Genomic DNA, 14,272 nt, shown 5'->3' on the forward strand with positions numbered 1-14,272 from the left:
TGTGAAAACAGCCGCCTGGATATGACCGGGGCGGCTGTTTTGTCAATTGATTTATTGTAAAAATATCTGGTTGTCTGCTGTATTCTTAACACGGACGGTCAGGCATTGGAAAAATTACTGAAGGGTTTTATAAACCTCAAAGCTTGGCTTCTTATTTCCGTTCACATCGATGAGACCGAACGCATAATGCGCACCCAGAAGTCCCTGCTCATCCTTCATGCGGTTCAACAGGAATGCCTCAACGTATGGATTTGCCTTTGCGGTCTCATAAGCTTCCTTAATGCACTGGGCCTGGAGATCGAGGCACTGACCGCCGTGGACCGGGGAATCAGAAGTGAATCCCTGCTCGGAGAGGATCAGGTGGCGGACCTTTCCGGACGGGGAAAGCATGTCGGCCTGCTGCATATAATCGGTCAGAATATGAAGATTCTTCAGGTTGATGATATAAGTATCTGCTTTTTCCAGTGTATATTTGTCATCGGAGAAGACCGGATCCTCGAAGGTCTCCGGATATGCGTGCCATGCGATACCGTAGTCGGTATCTTTCAGGCGGCTGTTTAACCGCGGGATCATGTCCATAGCGCCGTACTTGAAGCCCTCGACCTGTCCGCAGTTCCAGCGGAAGTCGAACGGAATATAGACGTTTGCCAGCTTGTTGGAACCTTTGATGGTGTCGTACCAGGTGCGGAATCCGGTCGCGTAGTTGGAACAGTAGGTGTCAATATCCATCTGCCCGATATAGTTCCACGCCTGTCCATCATTGATCTCATTGCCGATGACCCAGTTGGAGACACAATCCCTGAATGCCTCTGTGACGCGCTTCGCGGCCTCTCTTGTGGCCTGGACGCCGGCATCGTTTAAGGTGTTGAACGCGTAGTAGCTTGCGCCGGTTGGCTGGGATACCGGAAGAAGAGACGGGCTGTAGCTCGCTGCTGCCCAGTCGTTTAAGACGATCAGCGTCACAGTGACGCCTGCCTGGTCAAGCTTTGTGTAGAGATCCTGGCAGACAGACAACTGGCTGCTGAATGCCCAGGACATCGGAAAATTTAAAACGACCTGAGAAGCACCGACCTCGAGAACGTCCGGGATCTGGGCATGTTCATTGATCAGAACGCCCTTGATGGACTTTGGAGTCTGGTAGTGGTCGGCGTAGGCCGGAACGGCAATGGAAAAGCAGAGCGCTGCGGACAGCGCGGCAGCTGCGATGCGCTTCAGTGAATTCATAAGATTTCCCCTTTGTGGAATGAGCCATTTTTTGCGGAGCATTGATTCCTGAAAATAATTCCTCCGCACTGTTGGCAATGTTCATATATTTACTATACCGTGAGGCGGAATAGAAGTCAATGGAAAGGGACGTAAAACTGGTGAAAAGGGGAAAATGCCGGAATTTGAAATTGAAACAATTATGTCCGGAAATAAAAGTTAAAAACAAGGATATAGGAAAAAAGAACTTTGGCAAGCTGGCAGAGCAAAAAATAGGGACCGCAGCCGTTCCTGCAGTCCCTAAGGGGAGTATGGAAAGTATCAATTTTTTAGGGGGACCTGCCAGAGTTGCCTCCGACAGGTATGAGTATGAAAAAGCTTTGTGTGTTCAAGTGTAACACTTGAAACAAAGGCAGGTTATCCTTTCGGATAACGTAATTATATTATATAGACAAAATGTGTCTAAACTGTGAGTAAAAAATTAAAAGAAAGTAAAATTACTTAACGAATAATGAAGAGCCGTATCGAAATATGGCGAAAATTGGCACAGAGACAGACAACAAATCCTGCGCCGAGGATTTCCCGGAGATCTGCCGCATTTTTGCCGAAGTTTGGCAGGAAATTTGAACATAAATTGTCCATAAATATCTGATATACTATATAATAAATTGGTATCAGAGAGGCCAAAAGCTTTTGATCCCAACATCTTGAGATAAGAGAAAAAGAAAACGGGGAGGTTCACAATGAAGAAAGAAAAAATGATATTAGTACCCGCAGCGTTTCTTATGACAGCAATGCTGGCATTTCCGGTTATGGCATCGGAAAGAATCGAGGAGGTCACGATCGATATCAGTGCAGTCCTGACAGATTCCGACAACCTTGAAGTTGAGGCGGAAGTGTCGGATGACGGCTGTTATGTGGATGAGGTGACAGTCACAAATACACCGAGCGGAGACTGGAACGACAGCACAAAGCCGAAGGTAAAAGTTACTCTTGGCGCGGAGAGCGGATATACGTTCTCCACCGGACTCGGTAGATCCGATGTATATCTCGGAAATGATGATCAGACGGTGACATCTGTTTCGAGAAGTACTTCAAAGCTGTCTGTCTATGTGACACTCCCGAAGATCGAAGATATCGACACGGACTATGATTCTGATGATGATTTGGAAGTATATGATCTTTTCTGGGATGACAGCTACGGTGGAGTTGCATGCTGGGAGGGATCTGATTCCGCAAAGAAATATCAGGTTCGTTTATATAGGGACGGAAGCGCAGTGGGCTCCACATATACGACAACGAATGATTACTACAACTTCTGTGGTTCCTTCACAAAAAGTGGAAGTTATACATTTAAGGTAAAAGCGATCCGGGGAAACAACGAGACCAGCTGGCAGGAGTCTGACTCCAAAGATGTAAACAGCAGCGAGGCATCCGCAATCTACGCGAACCGCACAGCAGCAGCGAAGTATTACGGCAGCGGTTCCTCAGGATCAAACAATCAGACAAGCTCCAGCTCCTCCAGCACCGCAGACGGCGCATGGCTCCGCGACGGCAACGGCTGGTGGTGGTGCAACCCGGATAAGACTTACCCAGTGGCGAACTGGAAGCTGATCAACAACGTATGGTATTATTTCAACCAGTCCGGATATATGACAGAGAACCAGTGGGTAATGAACAACAACCGGTGGTATTACTGCGGAGTGTCCGGCGCGCTGGTCAAGAGCCAGTGGGTACAGACCAACGGCGCATGGTACTACTGCGGAGCTGACGGCGCGATGCTCACGAGCCAGATGATCGGCGGACAGTATTATGTTGATAAAAATGGCGTCTGGGTGCAGTAGAATAAAAATTTCAAAAACCCCTTTAAAAACAAAGGTCTTTCGTATATAATAAAAACTGATATTTCGCGCCCTGAATAAAGCAGGGTTTTCTGATAGAGAGATAAGCGAGGCACATCCCACCGATGGGATGTGGAAATGGATTCAGGAGATTTTCAGTTAGAGAGACAGGAGGAAGACGACAATGATGATGTCCAACGACATTGGAATTGACTTAGGTACCGCCAGCATCCTTGTATACATTAAGGGAAAAGGCGTTGTTTTAAAGGAGCCGTCCGTAGTAGCACTGGACAGGGAGACGAATAAAGTAATTACCTTCGGTGAGGAGGCGCGTCTGATGATCGGACGTACTCCGGGTAATATCGTTGCGGTAAGACCGCTCCGTAAAGGTGTAATTTCCGATTATACCGTAACCGAAAAAATGTTAAAATATTTCATTAACAAGGCGGTCGGAAAGAGAACCTTAAGAAAACCGCGTATCGCTGTCTGCATCCCGAGCGGAGCGACAGAGGTTGAGAGAAAGGCCGTTGAGGATGCAACATACCAGGCAGGTGCCCGCGAGGTCTGCATTATCGAGGAGCCGGTTGCCGCAGCGATCGGTGCCGGAATCGATATTTCCAAGGCATGCGGAAACATGATCGTAGATATCGGAGGCGGTACTGCGGATATCGCGGTGATCTCCCTCGGCGGTACGGTCGTAAGTACTTCTATCAAGACTGCCGGAGATGACTTCGATGAAGCTCTCGTCCGCTATATGAGAAAGAAACATAATCTTCTGATCGGTGAGAGAACCGCCGAGGAGATCAAGATCAATATCGGCGCGGCTTACCGCCGTCCGGAGCTTGTGACGATGGAAGTCCGCGGAAGAAACCTTGTGACCGGTCTCCCGAAGACCATCGTTGTCACATCCGACGAGACACTCGAGGCGTTAAGAGAGCCGGCGATGCAGATCGTTGACGCCGTACACAACGTACTGGAGCGCACACCGCCGGAACTTGCGGCAGATATCTTTGACCGCGGAATCGTTCTCACCGGCGGCGGATCCCTGATCTCAGGACTTGACGCTCTGATCGAGGAGAAGACAGGAATCACGACGATGATCGCGGAGGAGCCGCTTACAGCGGTTGCGATCGGAACCGGTAAGTTTATCGAGTTCGCACACGGCGGAAAAGGCGCAGAAAAATAAAAAATGGCAACTGTAACAGGCTATGTGGAAAGAATCAAATACCGCAATGAGGATAACGGTTACTCGGTCTTAAGCGTGGCGGACGGGGGAGAAGAATATATCCTCGTTGGCACATTTCCCTACATCAGTGAGGGAGAGCGGATCGAGGCGACGGGCCGGATGGTGGAACACTCCATCTACGGTGAACAGCTTGCGGTGGAGAGCTATGAGATAAAGGCTCCCGAGGACACACTGGCAATTGAACGGTATCTCGGCTCCGGTGCTATCAAAGGCATCGGAGCTGCTTTAGCTAAAAGGATCGTGAAAAAGTTCAAGGCGGATACATTCCGGATCATGGAAGAAGAGCCGGAGCGCCTCGCAGAGGTCAAAGGCGTCAGCGAGCGCATGGCGATGGAGATCTGCAGCCAGGTGGAGGAAAAACGGGATATGCGCCAGGCGATGGTCTTCCTTCAGCAGTACGGGATTTCCATGAACCTTGCGGTGAAGATCTACCAGCATTACGGTCCGAAGATGTACTCGGTCATCCAGGAAAATCCTTATCAGCTCGCGGATGATATCCAGGGCGTAGGCTTTAAGATCGCGGATGAGATCGCGGCGAAAGTCGGTATCTTTACGGATTCCGATTACCGGATCCGCAGCGGACTCTTCTATGCACTGCTCCAGGCGACGGGAAATGGCCATACATATCTGCCGGAGGAGGAGCTGTTTGCCAACGCATCGGCACTCTTAAATGTGGAACCGGAGCACATGGAAAAACATCTGGTGGATCTCCAGATGGAGAAGAAGCTGGTGGTGAAAGAAAAGGACGGAAAGCGGATCGTCTATCCGGCACAGTTCTACTATATGGAACTCAATACGGCGAGAATGCTGCATGATCTGAATATTCACTCGAAGATCAATGAGGAGGACGTGAAAAAACGGCTCAAAAAGATCACGGAGGCGGAGAAGATCGAGCTGGATGAGCTCCAGGAGCAGGCGGTGATGGAGGCGGTGAGCAATGGTCTCCTTATTATCACCGGAGGACCTGGAACTGGTAAAACAACGACGATCAACACGATCATCCACTATTTTGACCAGGAAGATATGGAGATCCTTCTGGCGGCCCCGACGGGGCGTGCGGCAAAGCGCATGACGGAGGCGACCGGATATGAGGCAAAGACGATCCATCGCCTTCTGGAGCTGACCGGAGCGCCTGTCGCGGATCCGAAAAACAACGGCAATTCCGGCGAGAACCGGCTGGAGGGCATGCATTTTGAGCGGAACGAGGAAAATCCTCTCGACGCGGATGTGATCATCATCGATGAGATGTCGATGGTCGACATCAGCCTGATCCACTCGCTCTTAAAGGCAGTAAATGTGGGGACGAGGCTGATCCTTGTGGGAGATGTTAACCAGCTTCCGAGCGTCGGACCGGGAAATGTCCTGCGGGATATGATCGCGTCTGAGGCGTTCCCTGTTGTAAAACTTACAAAGATCTTCCGCCAGGCGGCCCAGAGTGACATTATTGTCAATGCCCATAAGATCAATGACGGAGAGGTGGTTCCCTTAAATAAGAAGAGCCGTGATTTCCTTTTTATTCGCCGTGACTATCCGGCGGACATCGTGAAGGATATGATGGTCCTTGTGCAGGACAAGCTTCCGAACTATGTCCATGCCGAGATGTCAGATATCCAGATCATGACGCCGATGCGGAAAGGCGCTCTCGGAGTCGAGGCATTAAATAAGCAGCTTCAGGAGAAGTTTAATCCGCCTGCACCGCAGAAAGCGGAAAAGGAGTCCGGCGGAACGATCTTCCGGGTCGGCGATAAGGTCATGCAGATCAAAAACAATTACCAGATCGAGTGGGAGGTCCGCAACAGGTACGGGATCCCGGTGGAAAAAGGGGAAGGCGTCTTTAATGGAGACACGGGGATCATCCGGTCCATCAACAGCTTTGCGGAAACTCTGGAGGTGGAGTTCGATGAGCGGAAGATGGTGGAGTACAGTTTTAAGCAGCTGGAGGAGCTGGAACTTGCCTATGCGATCACGATCCACAAGTCCCAGGGAAGCGAGTATCCGGCAGTGGTGATCCCGGTCCATTCCGGTCCGAGGATGTTGATGACGAGAAACCTGATCTATACAGCGGTCACGAGAGCAAAATCGTGTGTCTGCCTGGTCGGGATCCCGGAGGTGTTCCAGGCGATGGTGGACAATGAGGTGGAGCAGAAACGGTACTCGGGGCTGAAGGACCGGATTCTGGAGATTGATACATCTATGATGCAGAAATAGACCTGCACTATTTGTTCGAATATTTATATTTAATATGAAATTTAATAAAATTCTTGATGTTCTATATCCCCGCCGCTGTCCTGTATGCGGGGATATCACAGGCGGCTTCGGGCGGATGATCTGCCCGGACTGCCTTCATAAACTATCGTTTGTAAGATCGCCGGTATGTAAAAAATGCGGAAAAGAGATTGAAGACGGGAGTCTGGAGTTCTGTCCGGACTGCATGCGCCATCCACGTGCCTTTGAGTACGGGATCGCCCTGTTAAATTACGATGAGACGGCGAGGCATTCCATGGCGCAGATCAAGTACAATAATAAGAGAGAGTACCTGGATTTTTACGGGACAGCCCTGACGGCACGGTACGGACGGACGATCCGCCGGATGCAGGCAGATGCCCTGGTTCCGGTGCCGGTCCATGCCACGAGGAAAAAGACCCGGGGATTCAATCAGGCAGAGATCCTGGCACGGGTCATCGGAAAGAAGCTGGGGATTCCGGTGATACCGGAAATGCTGGTGAGAAATAAGAAGACGCTGCCGCAGAAGGATCTCTCGGCGGCAGAGCGGCTTAAGAACCTTTCCGGTGCCTTTGCGGCGGGGGCGATCCCGGAGGGGATCAGGAGCGTAATCCTTGTGGATGATATTTATACAACAGGCAGCACCATCGAGGCGTGTGCGAGAGCCCTGCGGGCATCGGGAATCAGCCGGGTTTATTTCGTTGTGATCTGCATGACCGGGGGCAGATAGGACAGGAAAAAAGTGATATGCATACAGGTTATAGAATGAGAGAGACTGCATAAACATGCAAAAATACATGCATAAACACTTGCTTTTTGTATAGGCCTGTGGTATAGTGGGTCTCATCGAAAAAGTTGCAAATCCGTATTGGGTTAGAGGAGGAACATATTATGAAAAAGGCGATTGCATTATGTTTAACTGCTGCGATGGCAGCATCACTTCTTACAGGCTGCGGCGGCAAGACTACAGAGACAACGGCAGCAGCAGAGAACAAGACAGAGACAACAGCAGGTGAGGCTGCGGCAGAAAAGAAAGATGAGGCAGCTGGGGTTGTTAAGGTGATCGAATATGATCTTACAGATGAGCAGTATGCATTCGGCGTGGATAAAGACCAGCCGGAGCTGCTTGAGCAGGTAAATGCATTTATCGCAAAGATCCAGGAGGACGGAACCTTCAATGAGATCTGCGATAAGTATTTCAGCGACGGCGAGCCGGCTGCAGTAGAATCCGCAGAGTATGATGCTTCTAAGGATCAGCTGGTTGTTGCGACAAACGCGTCCTTTGAGCCGTTTGAGTATGTTGACGGCGACAGCTACAAGGGAATCGATATGGAAATCGCAGCTTTGTTCGCACAGGAGCTTGGCAAGGAGCTTGTAATTGAAAACATGGACTTTGATGCAGTATGCTTATCTGTTGGTCAGCACAAATGCGACATCGCAATGGCCGGCTTAACGATCAACGAGGAGAGAGAAGAATATGTAACCTTCTCCGATCCGTATTATAAAGCATCCCAGAGACTGGTTACACTGGCAGATGATACGGCTTTTGATGACTGTAAGGATGCAGCTTCCGTAGAAGAGGTTCTTAAGGGCTTAAGCGCGAGCGACAAGATTGGCGGACAGCAGGGAACCACAGCACAGTACTTTGTTGAGGGCAGTGATGACTGGGGCTTTGAAGGACTTCCGGCAGAGTGGGTACCGTATAAGAGTGCATCTCTTGCAGTTCAGGATATGATCAACGGCAACGTGAAGTACGTGATCATTGATGCGGCTCCGGCGGAAAGCATCACAAAGGCGATCAACGCAATGCAGTAAAAATATTGGAAACACCGGTCAGAAAAGCGGGGGCAAGATACGGTTCGCTCCCGCTTTTTGACTGTACTGGAACATGGCAGGAAACGCTGTGTTTTTGCTATCTGGAGGTATTATGGGAAACTTCGGGAACAAATGGAACAAGTTTGTACAGATATTTATTGAGAAAAACGGTTACGTCAAGGTCGTGCAGGGACTTCAGAATACGCTTCTGATCGCGGTAGTCGGCATGCTCATCGGTGTTTTGATCGGTACCATCATCGCGACGGTCCGCGTCCTGCCGAAATATAAGACACTTCCGCGGGCGCTGAACGCGGTCTGCAGCTTCTACGTAGGTCTCTTCCGCGGAACCCCGATGGTCGTGCAGCTTCTGATCTTCTACTACGTTATGCTGCCGCTTATGGGGATCAAGCTGCCGGGTGTCCGTGTTGCCATGGTGGTCTTTGGATTAAATAGCGGTGCGTATATTTCCGAGATCATGCGAAGCGGTATCCAGTCCGTTGATCCGGGACAGCTTGAGGCGGGACGTGCAGTTGGTCTTGGCTTTGGTCCTGCGATGATCCGGATCGTAATCCCGCAGGCAGTGAAAAATATTCTTCCGACTCTGGGCAATGAGTTTATTGCCCTGATCAAGGAAACCTCCGTTGTCAGCTTCGTCGGCGCGGCGGATCTTTACGTTGCCTTCAACTATATCGGAAGCAACAGCTACGAGTTTATGGTCCCGTATCTTGTCATGGCGGCGATCTACATCGTTCTCGTGCTGGTGATCTCAATTCTTGTAAAACTGATGGAAAGGAGCCTGAAGAAGAGTGATAGACGTCATTGATCTGAAAAAAACATTTGGTGATCTGGAAGTCCTGAAGGGAATCAATGTGACCATCAATAAAGGTGACATCGTTGTAGTCATTGGCCCGTCCGGCTCCGGAAAAAGTACATTTTTAAGATGCCTGAACTGTATGGAGGATCCGACCTCCGGCAGCATCATTTTTAACGGCGTAGATATCGCCGATATGCGCGTGGACATCAATATCCACCGCCGCCATATGGGCATGGTATTCCAGCACTTCAACCTGTTCAACAATATGACTGTGATCGAGAATATCATGATGGCGCCGGTCTATGTGCGCTGTAAAGAGTTAAAGAAGGCAAAGAGAAAAGGAACGCTGGCACCTGATGCGCCGAAGACAAAGGCGGAGATCAAGGCACAGGCGAGAGAGGAAGCCCTTGGGCTGTTACGCCGCATCGGTCTTGAGGATAAAGCAGACGTTTACCCGTCCACTCTTTCCGGCGGACAGAAGCAGCGTGTGGCCATCGTCCGCGCTCTGGCGATGAAGCCGGATGTGATCCTCTTCGATGAACCGACGAGTGCTCTCGATCCGGAGATGGTAGGTGAGGTACTGGATCTCATGAAGGAGCTTGCAAACGAAGGAATGACCATGGTCGTTGTAACCCACGAGATGGGCTTTGCGAGAGAGGTTGCAAACCGCGTGCTGTTTATGGATCAGGGAAAAATTCTCGAAGAAGCTCCACCGGAAGAATTCTTCGCGCATCCGAAGAATGAGAGAACAAAGGAATTTTTATCGAAGGTCCTGTAAATATTAAATAATGAAAAGCTTCTTGTTGCCTGAAAGATGGAAACGAGAGGCTTTTTTTATTTACGCGACAACTGACCAAAGTCCGCTCTTGCGCAAAATCTTGTTCTCAATAGTGCCCCTTCTCCTTGGCGTGCCAACTACACAGCAGCAGGGAACTTTCAGAAAGCAGTGCCTGGATACAGGGATCTGGTTCCTCTTGGCTCGCAGGTGAATGCGTTGGAAAAAAAGATGATGCTTGTCTGAGCGAAGCGAGTTGCATCATCTTTTTTTCGTCCCTAGCAGTCGCCCGCAAGCCTAGAGGAACCTTCCCTGAATCCCACAAGCACTGCTTTCTGAAAGTTCCCTGCCCCGCCAATCAACTAAAACTCCACGAAAACTCTTATTTCTCAAGGAAATGCTTGACGCGCCGCAATTCTTATGTTACAATGTTCGGGCGAATGGAAGATATAGGTCTTTTTTTTATGCTCAAAAAACGATAGCAATGAATAGAGAAAAGGCCGCCTTACAAAGAAATTAAACGGAGGTGGAAGTCGTGCGCACTAAGATTACACTGGCATGCACAGAATGCAAACAGCGCAACTACAACATGACGAAGGATAAGAAGACTCATCCGGACCGCATGGAGACAAAGAAGTACTGCAGATTCTGCAAGAGACATACGATGCACAAAGAAACTAAGTAATCCGGTTTGCAAGAAGGACGTGAATTTATGGGAGAAACGGCAAGTAATGAGAAAGCCCCTAAAACGGACTTTATCAAAGGCTTAAAAGCTGAATTCAATAAGATCATCTGGCCGGATAAGGATACGCTTACGAAAGAGACCGTTGTAGTAGTCGTATCAACAGTAATTCTGGGGATTGTTATCGCAGCCCTTGACCTGATCATCAAATTTGGTCTCAATATTGTACTTGGTTAAGGATGAGGTGAAGATATGTCAGAAGCACAATGGTATGTTGTACACACTTATTCCGGATATGAGAATAAGGTAAAGGTTGACATTGAGAAAACAATCGAAAACAGAGGTCTTCAGGATCAGATCTTAGAGGTCTCCGTCCCGCTGGAAGAAGTCATCGAGCTTAAAAACGGTGCTCAGAAGCAGGTCGAGCGTAAGATGTTCCCGGGCTATGTGCTGATTCATATGATCATGAATGATGATACATGGTACGTTGTACGGAACACCAGAGGTGTGACCGGATTCGTAGGACCGGGATCCAAGCCGGTGCCGCTTTCAGAAGAAGAGATGATGAGTCTTGGCTTTAAGGCACCGGATGTCGTTGTAGATTTCGCCGTCGGAGATACCGTCGTTGTTACGGCCGGCGCATGGAAGGATACCGTCGGTGTCATTAGAACCGTCAATGAGTCCAAGCAGTCCATTACAATCAACGTCGAGATGTTCGGCCGTGAAACACCGGTGGAACTGAGCTTTTCTGAAATCAAGAAGATGTGACCGTAAACGGACTAAGATCCGGACCGGTCGTCCGTACCTTTTTAGGAAAACGGACTTTGTGCCCGCGTGGGAGGGAAATCCCCGACATTACCACATTATTTAGGAGGTGCCTAATTATGGCAAAGAAAGTTACAGGTTATATTAAATTACAGATTCCTGCCGGCAAGGCAACACCGGCTCCGCCAGTTGGACCGGCTCTTGGACAGCACGGTGTAAACATCGTACAGTTCACAAAGGAGTTCAACGCTAAAACTGCTGACCAGGGCGATATGATCATCCCGGTTGTTATCACAGTTTACGCTGACAGAAGCTTCAGCTTCATCACAAAGACTCCGCCGGCTGCTGTATTATTAAAGAAGGCTGCAAAGATCAAATCCGGTTCCGCAACACCGAACAAAGCAAAGGTAGCTACTCTTACAAGAGCTGAAGTACAGAAGATCGCTGAGCTCAAGATGCCAGACTTAAACGCTGCAAGCATCGAGGCTGCTACAAGCATGATCGCTGGTACTGCTCGTTCCATGGGTATCACCGTAACAGACTGATCGTAAGCAACTGAATGGAGGACGGACCTCCATATACAGCAACAATCACGTGGGAGGGAGGACTCCCGACACTACCACAGGAGGTTTTTTATAATGAAAAGAGGAAAAAGATACGTAGAAGCGGCAAAAGCTATCGACCGCGCTACTCTTTATGATACAGCAGATGCAATCGCATTAGTTAAAAAGTCTGCTGTTGCTAAATTTGATGAAACAATCGAGGCTCACTTAAGAACAGGCTGTGATGGCCGTCATGCTGATCAGCAGATCCGTGGTGCAGTAGTTCTGCCGCACGGAACAGGTAAGACTGTTCGTATCCTTGTATTCGCAAAAGGACCGAAGGCTGATGAGGCTCAGGCTGCAGGCGCTGACTTCGTTGGAGCAGAGGATTTAATTCCGAAGATCCAGAACGAAGGCTGGTTAGATTTTGATGTAGTTGTTGCTACACCGGATATGATGGGCGTTGTTGGACGTCTTGGCCGTGTACTCGGACCGAAGGGCTTAATGCCGAACCCGAAGGCTGGTACAGTAACAATGGACGTTACAAAAGCTATCAAAGAGATCAAAGCTGGTAAGATTGAGTACAGACTCGATAAGACAAACATCATTCACGTGCCAGTAGGTAAGGCTTCTTTCACAGAAGAACAGTTAGCGGACAACTTCCAGACGCTTATGGATGCAATCAACAAAGCAAAACCGAGCACAGTAAAGGGCGCTTACTTAAAGAGCGTTACTCTTACTTCCACAATGGGCCCGGGCGTTAAGTTAAACGTAGCTAAGTTAACAAACTAAGCGGAAATGTCACCTGACGGTGACATCCCCCTATTGATAAAAAAGACAACTGCTCCGTGCCTGCGGCACTCTCGCAGTTGTTGCCTGCATTCGTAATCCGGGCTATCGCCCTGCTTACTCATGCAGGCTTGGTTGTCAAATGCCCATTCAGCCTTGCGTGCAAGCACGCAGTCTGTATGGTCGCTTGACAACACTTTTTTGCAAAAATTGATTGACAATCCGAATATATTATGATAAAGTATTCGAGTATTGAATGCCGAAGACAGCAGGTGCCGTAAGGCGTAAGGTAAAAACACCTGCCGAGGAACGTACAAAACTCACACAGAATTTTGTAAACCTCTCTGTCTGCGGACGGAGAGGTTTTTTTCCGAAAAGCGATATAAAATGCTGTGACGGCGAATCCAATACTAAAATAAAACAGGAGGTAAACCATTCATGGCAAAAGTTGAATTAAAGCAGCCGGTAGTTGCTGAGATCGCTGAAGTCCTCAACGGAGCAAAGTCTGCTGTAGTCGTTGACTACCGTGGATTAACTGTTGAGCAGGATACTGCTCTTCGTAAACAGTTAAGAGAAGCTGGTGTTTCTTATAAAGTATATAAGAACACAATGATCCGCTTCGCTGCAAAGGGAACTGAGTTCGAAGCACTTGAGCCGCATCTTGAAGGACCGACAGCACTTGCTGTTTCTAAAGAAGATGCAACAGCTCCGGCCAGAGTATTAGCTGAGTTCGCAAAGAAAGCTGACAAGCTTGAATTAAAAGGCGGCGTTGTAGAGGGAACATACTACGATGCAGCAGGTATCGGTGTGATCGCAAGCATCCCGTCCAGAGAGGTTCTTCTTGGAAGACTTCTTGGAAGCATGCAGTCCCCGATCACAAACTTCGCACGCGTTCTCAACCAGATCGCAGAGAAGAACGGCGAAGGCGCAGAAGCTCCGGCAGAGGCTTAATCCTCATCCCGGTCCTGCAGGCGGAAACACGCATCGCGTGATCCCGTCAAAGGCAGCATAGATGCTGTATAAAAGTTGTGAAAAACAAACGTGAAATATAAATTATTATGGAGGTAAATTATAATGGCAAAGTTAACAACCGCTGAGTTTATCGAAGCTATCAAGGAATTATCCGTATTAGAGTTAAACGAATTAGTAAAGGCTTGTGAGGAAGAGTTCGGTGTATCCGCAGCAGCAGGCGTAGTAGTTGCAGCAGCAGGCGCTGGCGCAGCAGCAGAGGAAGAGAAGACTGAGTTCGACGTTGAGCTTACAGAAGTAGGCCCGAACAAGGTTAAAGTTATCAAAGTTGTTCGTGAAGTAACAGGTCTTGGCCTCAAGGAAGCTAAGGACGTTGTAGACGGCGCTCCGAAGGTTCTTAAGCAGGGTGCATCCAAAGACGAAGCTAACGACATCAAGACAAAACTTGAGGCTGAAGGCGCTAAGATTACTCTTAAGTAATCAACTTTTATACTTTGAATGTTTTGATCCGCAGGAAGATGACTTCCTGCGGATTTTTTCATGTAACAGGAAATTCCGAGGAATTCCCCGTTACATAAAAAGGCACTGACGTGCCAAAGATGCACACT

General features: G+C 48.9%; 16 protein-coding genes and 1 other annotated feature. Of the genes, 15 read left to right on the plus strand and 1 reads right to left on the minus strand.

What is annotated here, in order from left to right; translation table 11 throughout:
• Positions 1-114: 114 nt before the first annotated feature.
• Positions 115-1,224: a DUF5722 domain-containing protein gene (locus DXA87_RS02265; protein WP_117469070.1), complete on the minus strand. Its 1,110-nt coding sequence runs from the start codon at positions 1,222-1,224 to the stop codon at positions 115-117.
• 119 nt (positions 1,225-1,343) lie between these two features.
• Here DXA87_RS02265 and DXA87_RS02270 point away from each other — a divergent pair, with 119 nt between their 5' ends.
• The 15 genes from DXA87_RS02270 to rplL all read left to right on the plus strand — a co-directional run bounded on the left by DXA87_RS02270 (position 1,344) and on the right by rplL (position 14,144).
• Positions 1,344-1,601, plus strand: coding sequence for a hypothetical protein (locus tag DXA87_RS02270; protein WP_117469071.1), 258 nt, complete (start codon positions 1,344-1,346; stop codon positions 1,599-1,601).
• 345 nt (positions 1,602-1,946) lie between these two features.
• A complete protein-coding gene (locus tag DXA87_RS02275; protein WP_117484023.1) occupies positions 1,947-3,047 on the plus strand; it encodes a hypothetical protein in 1,101 nt (366 codons plus the stop codon).
• Between the two features lie 184 nt (positions 3,048-3,231).
• A complete protein-coding gene (locus DXA87_RS02280) occupies positions 3,232-4,230 on the plus strand; it encodes a rod shape-determining protein (protein WP_330579494.1) in 999 nt (332 codons plus the stop codon).
• 3 nt (positions 4,231-4,233) lie between these two features.
• A complete protein-coding gene (locus DXA87_RS02285) occupies positions 4,234-6,498 on the plus strand; it encodes an ATP-dependent RecD-like DNA helicase (RefSeq protein ID WP_117503140.1) in 2,265 nt (754 codons plus the stop codon).
• Between the two features lie 34 nt (positions 6,499-6,532).
• Positions 6,533-7,243 (plus strand): ComF family protein, encoded by a 711-nt coding sequence (locus DXA87_RS02290; RefSeq protein ID WP_117503141.1) that lies wholly within the window; start codon positions 6,533-6,535, stop codon positions 7,241-7,243.
• Positions 7,244-7,404: 161 nt separating this feature from the next.
• Complete coding sequence (locus DXA87_RS02295) at positions 7,405-8,328, plus strand: ABC transporter substrate-binding protein (RefSeq protein WP_117503142.1); 924 nt, start codon at positions 7,405-7,407, stop codon at positions 8,326-8,328.
• A gap of 112 nt (positions 8,329-8,440) precedes the next feature.
• Positions 8,441-9,151, plus strand: coding sequence for an amino acid ABC transporter permease (locus DXA87_RS02300; protein WP_015553094.1), 711 nt, complete (start codon positions 8,441-8,443; stop codon positions 9,149-9,151).
• The gene (locus DXA87_RS02305) at positions 9,135-9,920 is read left to right on the plus strand and encodes an amino acid ABC transporter ATP-binding protein (protein ID WP_117503143.1); all 786 of its coding nucleotides are present in this window, start codon (positions 9,135-9,137) and stop codon (positions 9,918-9,920) included. The genes DXA87_RS02300 and DXA87_RS02305 overlap by 17 nt, the downstream gene beginning before the upstream one ends.
• A gap of 532 nt (positions 9,921-10,452) precedes the next feature.
• A complete protein-coding gene (rpmG, locus tag DXA87_RS02310; RefSeq protein ID WP_008726232.1) occupies positions 10,453-10,602 on the plus strand; it encodes a 50S ribosomal protein L33 in 150 nt (49 codons plus the stop codon).
• Positions 10,603-10,629: 27 nt separating this feature from the next.
• Entirely contained in the window at positions 10,630-10,836 is a 207-nt protein-coding gene (gene secE, locus DXA87_RS02315; RefSeq protein WP_015553095.1) for a preprotein translocase subunit SecE, read from the plus strand.
• A gap of 15 nt (positions 10,837-10,851) precedes the next feature.
• Positions 10,852-11,367 carry a transcription termination/antitermination protein NusG gene (nusG, locus tag DXA87_RS02320; RefSeq protein WP_015553096.1) on the plus strand — a complete coding sequence of 172 codons (516 nt, stop codon included), beginning with the start codon at positions 10,852-10,854 and terminating at the stop codon, positions 11,365-11,367.
• Positions 11,368-11,483: 116 nt separating this feature from the next.
• On the plus strand, positions 11,484-11,909 hold the full coding sequence (rplK, locus tag DXA87_RS02325; RefSeq protein ID WP_117469078.1) for a 50S ribosomal protein L11: 426 nt from the start codon (positions 11,484-11,486) through the stop codon (positions 11,907-11,909).
• Positions 11,910-12,002: 93 nt separating this feature from the next.
• On the plus strand, positions 12,003-12,698 hold the full coding sequence (gene rplA, locus DXA87_RS02330; RefSeq protein ID WP_015553098.1) for a 50S ribosomal protein L1: 696 nt from the start codon (positions 12,003-12,005) through the stop codon (positions 12,696-12,698).
• Positions 12,699-12,936: 238 nt separating this feature from the next.
• Positions 12,937-13,073: a sequence feature (ribosomal protein L10 leader region), on the plus strand.
• Positions 13,074-13,133: 60 nt separating this feature from the next.
• On the plus strand, positions 13,134-13,646 hold the full coding sequence (rplJ, locus tag DXA87_RS02335; protein WP_015553099.1) for a 50S ribosomal protein L10: 513 nt from the start codon (positions 13,134-13,136) through the stop codon (positions 13,644-13,646).
• A gap of 123 nt (positions 13,647-13,769) precedes the next feature.
• Positions 13,770-14,144: a 50S ribosomal protein L7/L12 gene (gene rplL, locus DXA87_RS02340; protein WP_015553100.1), complete on the plus strand. Its 375-nt coding sequence runs from the start codon at positions 13,770-13,772 to the stop codon at positions 14,142-14,144.
• Positions 14,145-14,272: the final 128 nt, after the last annotated feature.

This window comes from Desulfotomaculum sp. OF05-3 (genome assembly GCF_003435535.1).
Classification (GTDB): Bacteria; Bacillota; Clostridia; order Lachnospirales; family Lachnospiraceae; genus Pilosibacter; species Pilosibacter fragilis.